The following is a 4,205-nucleotide window of genomic DNA, read 5'->3' as shown; positions in this document are numbered from 1 at the left end:
GATAAAAAGTCCATATTAGGGCAAATAAAAAGCTTTAAGACAGATGACAAAACTAAGTCAACTAAGAAAGACCATAGCAAAGATACAGAGAGATAAATATCGGCAGTCTTCGGACTGCCTTTATTTTTTTGTATTTGTGTTTTAGAAAAGTGAATAATATTATGAAAAAAGTGAAGATTTATGCTATAATATAATTGATACAGAATTCATGAATGGAGAGATAGTCATGTTAAAAATCAGCTATAAAAAGCTATTTAAAAAAATGATTGACCTAGATTTAAATAACACAGAATTAATGGAAAAAACAAATATTAGTAGAAGTACATTTTATAAAATGAAAAATGGGGAGAATATTACAACTGACGTATTGTTAAGAATATGTGAAGGATTAAATTGTAATCTTTGCGAAATTATGGAGTTAGTTAAAGATGAAAATGATTGATTATGTTTTAGATAAGACAAATGAATATATTAAGATCGCATCTAAAGAAACTTGAAAAAGAATAGGACAGTTTTTTACGAGTAAAGAAACAGCAAAATTTATGGCATCTTTAATTGAGTTAAATATTAAAAGAGATGAAATATCTATTCTTGATCCAGGAGCTGGCTCTGGAATCCTTTCTGCGGCACTAATTCAGAGAATTATTGATAGTAAACTTATAAAAAAGATAAATTTAACATGTTATGAAACAGATGAAGATATTGTAAATTTGCTGGAAGCTAATTTATATTGGATAAAGGAAAATTCAAATGAATGAAGATAAGTTTTTAGGACCGAGAAAATAAGGGGAGGTGTTTATTATTAAAGGTGAAGTATCTAAAAAAGATTTGATTAGAGAAATTGAAAAAGCCATTAAAAGTGATGAATTGGGAGCATTCATTGGAGCGGGACTATCAATTCCTGCTGGATTTTGTAGTTGGAAAGAACTTCTAAGAGAGCCTGCAAAAGAAATTGGGTTAAATGTTGAAAAAGAAAATGATTTGGTTAGCTTAGCTCAGTATTATGCTAATTCAAAGAAGAGAACATCAATAGATGACTTGATCAAAGTGCAATTTTCTCAATTACTAAAACCTACTGATAATCATAAACTATTATCACAGTTACCGATTTCCACTTTTTGGACGACTAATTATGATAAGTTAATTGAAAAAGCTTTAGAAGATAATATGAAAAAGCCTTATGTAAAAACAACAGATGAGCAATTAAGAGGCACAAATCATGATTTTGATGCAATCGTTTATAAACTACACGGAGATGTAGAAACTCCTGAAGATGCAGTACTTACAAGAAGTGATTATGAAGAATTTGGATATAACAAAAGAAAGTTATTCAGAGAAGTTTTAGAGGGAGATTTGCTTACCAAGACATTTCTATTTTTAGGATTTAGTTTTGAAGATCCAAACTTTAACTATGTAATTGGAAGATTGAGGGTATTGCTCGATGAAAAGAATACAAGAAAACATTACTGTATTATGAAAAGGATCCAAGATACCGATGAGGATTATGAATACAAAAAAGCAAGACAGGAGCTACAAATTGAAGATCTAAATAGATATGGTATTTTTACATATTTAGTAGATAAATATGATGAAATCACTGAAATATTAAGTACTCTTGTTGATAGATTTAGAAGGAAAACAATATTTATATCGGGTAGTGCGTACTCCTATTCGACTTATTCTCAGGAAACTGGAGAAAATTTTATTCATAAACTATCTTTTGAACTATCAAAAAATGGTTATCATATTGTGAATGGATATGGTAAAGGTGTCGGTGATTTTGTATTAAATGGAGTTGCAGATTATTGTTTGACTCATAAGTCCAAAATAAATGATTTTTTAACGCTTATGCCTTTTCCTCAAAATAGTTCATTAGGTATTGATTTAGATAAGCTATATAAAGAAAATAGAGAGCAGATGATTGAAAATTGTGGCATCGCTATATTCATTTTTGGAAACAAAAAAACAGAAGATATTGCACATGGAGTGATGGATGAATTTGAGTTATGTAAAAAACATGGATTAGTATGTTTGCCTATTGAATATACTGGCGGGGCAGCCAAAGAAATATTTAAACAAACAACTCAAGAAATTTTAGACAAACATATAATAAGTGCAATTGAACAGGCAAATAAACAAAGCAATGGCGATATAGATATGTCTATTAAAAACATAGTACAAGCAGTTAAAATATTAAATAAGGAGGAGTTTTAAATGGCAAAAAGACAGGTGTTTTTTAGCTTTCATTACGACAATGATAATTGGAGGGCAGGACAGGTTCGCAACATGGGGAAAGTAGACAGTAGCTCTACCTTTTCAGATAATGACTGGGAGGAAGTAAAAGAAAAAACTGAAAGTAAAATTAAAGAATGGATTGATGAACAGCTAAACAAGCGTTCATGTTTAGTTGTTTTGATTGGAGAAAAAACAGCAAATAGAAAATGGATAAATTATGAAATAAAAAAAGCATACGAGTTAAACAAAGGTATTGTTGGAATTTATATCCACAAGTTGGAGAATGCATTGGGAGAGCAAGATGATAAGGGCAACAATCCTTTTGATTATTTAACATTAGAAGGTGAAAAACTGTCAAAGTATGTTAAATGTTTTGATTCTGTATACTTATCAAGCAAAAATGTTTATAGCGATATTAAAGATAATATTGAAGATTTAATTGAGTATGGAATAGAACATAAACCATCAACTTTGTAATAAATGATGATGGAGAGAAGCTACCTCTCCACCTCCTTCCCATAATAATTTTCATAGTTTTTCCTATACTGAACAAGGTCAGAAAATTGTTCTTTATTCAAAGAATACTCTTGCATAAGGGTGTTCTTTTTTTCTTGCAATTTATCGAGTTTGGATAGTATTTCTTTTGTCTTTGGTAGCTTATTATAATTTTCTAAGATTTCTTTTGCGGCTATTTTATAAATGGAAAGTTCGCTATAATACTCGTCTGCAAATTGCTTATCTTCAGGATTTTTCTTATGGTATTTATAGATTTCACGATACTTATTTATAGTATTAATATCTTCCATATCTTGGGATAAACTTTTCATTTCACTTTCAACTTTCTTTATTTTATCTAACAAGTCTTGTCTATCATCGGCAGATTTTTTTATTAGATCATCAAGTTGTGTAATTGAATTAATTCCTTGTTCTCTAAGTTTAATTATTGAATCAGCCATTGTTTTGATATTATGTTTTCTTGCCCAGACTTCGTAACCTTTAGAGGATTGTACTTTTTCATTAGTAGATATATCAATAACATTTCCTACACGTTTTTTAATAGGATTAGCTTTGTTCATAATAGCTAAATCTATTCTTTCTTTAATTTTATCTTCAGTATAATCTTCTCCGATAGTCTTTGCTCTTGTAAATCTTTGCTTATCTTTATGACGAAAAGCAATATGTTTACCAAACTTAATTTCATAATCAAGAGATTTCATATTTTCTAAAAACTCTTTCCACGAGTTAGACTTATTAATCATTCTATCTATATCAAATTGCAGTTTAGACTTCCAAGAATTTCCTTTCTTGTTTTGGTCATATTCATACCAGGATTTACCAGAAGTTTTATATTTTCTTTTGTAAGCTTCATAATATTTATCAATGACTGAAAGCTTATTTTCTTTACACAATTCATCACTTTGATACCTGATTTTATGGTAAGTTTTTTTGTTAGATTGGTAGCATTTACCAGTCTTATAATTAACATTATTAAAAATAATATGGTTATGGATATGCCCTCTATCTATATGAGTTGCAAGAACAAATTCATAATCTTCTTTTAAAATTTTCTTACATAATTCCATTCCAATTTCATTAGCTTTTATAGGATCAACCTCTCCTGGTAGAAAAGATTGAATTAAATGTCTAGCCAAAACTGTACCTTTAGTATCATTGTCTTCTCGTGTTTTCATAAATTGAATGTGTGCAGTAGATGGATGACATTTGAATGAAGATACCAAGATTTTTTCATCAGTTTTTTCACTCTTAGTTATATAGTCTATTGCCAAATTTAGAGTTGATTTTATAGGATGTATTTTCGTAATTGCCATACTAATCACCAGAACTTTCTTTTGATTTATTAAGAAGTAGGGAATGGATCTGCCATATTTCTTTTGATAATTTTTCTATCTGTTTATTCATTGATTCAATTTCATTTTTGTAAATAACACCAGTTGTATTAGTAGCTTTTG

5 protein-coding genes and 2 pseudogenes are annotated in these 4,205 nt (G+C 29.0%); 5 read left to right on the top strand and 2 right to left on the bottom strand.

Translation table 11 applies throughout. The annotated features are described in order from the left end of the window. From KHW44_RS06980 to KHW44_RS06960, 5 genes and pseudogenes are all read left to right on the top strand, one after another. Window positions 1-96 (top strand): annotated as a pseudogene (locus tag KHW44_RS06980) (DNA-binding protein); the annotation flags it as partial. A gap of 130 nt (window positions 97-226) precedes the next feature. After that, window positions 227-442 (top strand): helix-turn-helix transcriptional regulator, encoded by a 216-nt coding sequence (locus KHW44_RS06975; protein WP_005399336.1) that lies wholly within the window; start codon window positions 227-229, stop codon window positions 440-442. Window positions 443-542: 100 nt separating this feature from the next. After that, window positions 543-758, top strand: coding sequence for a hypothetical protein (locus tag KHW44_RS06970; protein WP_002836650.1), 216 nt, complete (start codon window positions 543-545; stop codon window positions 756-758). A 34-nt stretch (window positions 759-792) separates the two neighbouring features. After that, a complete protein-coding gene (locus KHW44_RS06965) occupies window positions 793-2,214 on the top strand; it encodes an SIR2 family protein (protein ID WP_002836649.1) in 1,422 nt (473 codons plus the stop codon). Further along, complete coding sequence (locus KHW44_RS06960; RefSeq protein WP_002836648.1) at window positions 2,215-2,712, top strand: TIR domain-containing protein; 498 nt, start codon at window positions 2,215-2,217, stop codon at window positions 2,710-2,712. Window positions 2,713-2,732: 20 nt separating this feature from the next. Here KHW44_RS06960 and KHW44_RS06955 read toward each other — a convergent pair whose 3' ends face one another. Together KHW44_RS06955 and KHW44_RS06950 are read right to left on the bottom strand one after the other, a co-directional pair. Next, window positions 2,733-4,064 (bottom strand): relaxase/mobilization nuclease domain-containing protein, encoded by a 1,332-nt coding sequence (locus KHW44_RS06955; protein ID WP_094205834.1) that lies wholly within the window; start codon window positions 4,062-4,064, stop codon window positions 2,733-2,735. A 1-nt stretch (window position 4,065) separates the two neighbouring features. Then, window positions 4,066-4,205: pseudogene (locus tag KHW44_RS06950) on the bottom strand (plasmid mobilization relaxosome protein MobC); the annotation flags it as partial.

Source organism: Finegoldia magna (assembly GCF_018371055.1).
Taxonomy (GTDB): Bacteria; Bacillota; Clostridia; order Tissierellales; family Peptoniphilaceae; genus Finegoldia; species Finegoldia magna_I.
Note: the sequence above shows the minus strand (reverse complement) of the source record. Positions and strands in the feature narration are given on the sequence as shown.

What these genes read in the sequence shown, in the direction of transcription:
- KHW44_RS06955 (WP_094205834.1), bottom strand. Translation starts at nt 4,064, where the DNA reads ATGGCAATTACGAAAATACATCCTATAAAATCAACTCTAAATTTGGCA.
- KHW44_RS06970 (WP_002836650.1), top strand. Translation starts at nt 543, where the DNA reads ATGGCATCTTTAATTGAGTTAAATATTAAAAGAGATGAAATATCTATT.
- KHW44_RS06975 (WP_005399336.1), top strand. Translation starts at nt 227, where the DNA reads ATGTTAAAAATCAGCTATAAAAAGCTATTTAAAAAAATGATTGACCTA.
- KHW44_RS06960 (WP_002836648.1), top strand. Translation starts at nt 2,215, where the DNA reads ATGGCAAAAAGACAGGTGTTTTTTAGCTTTCATTACGACAATGATAAT.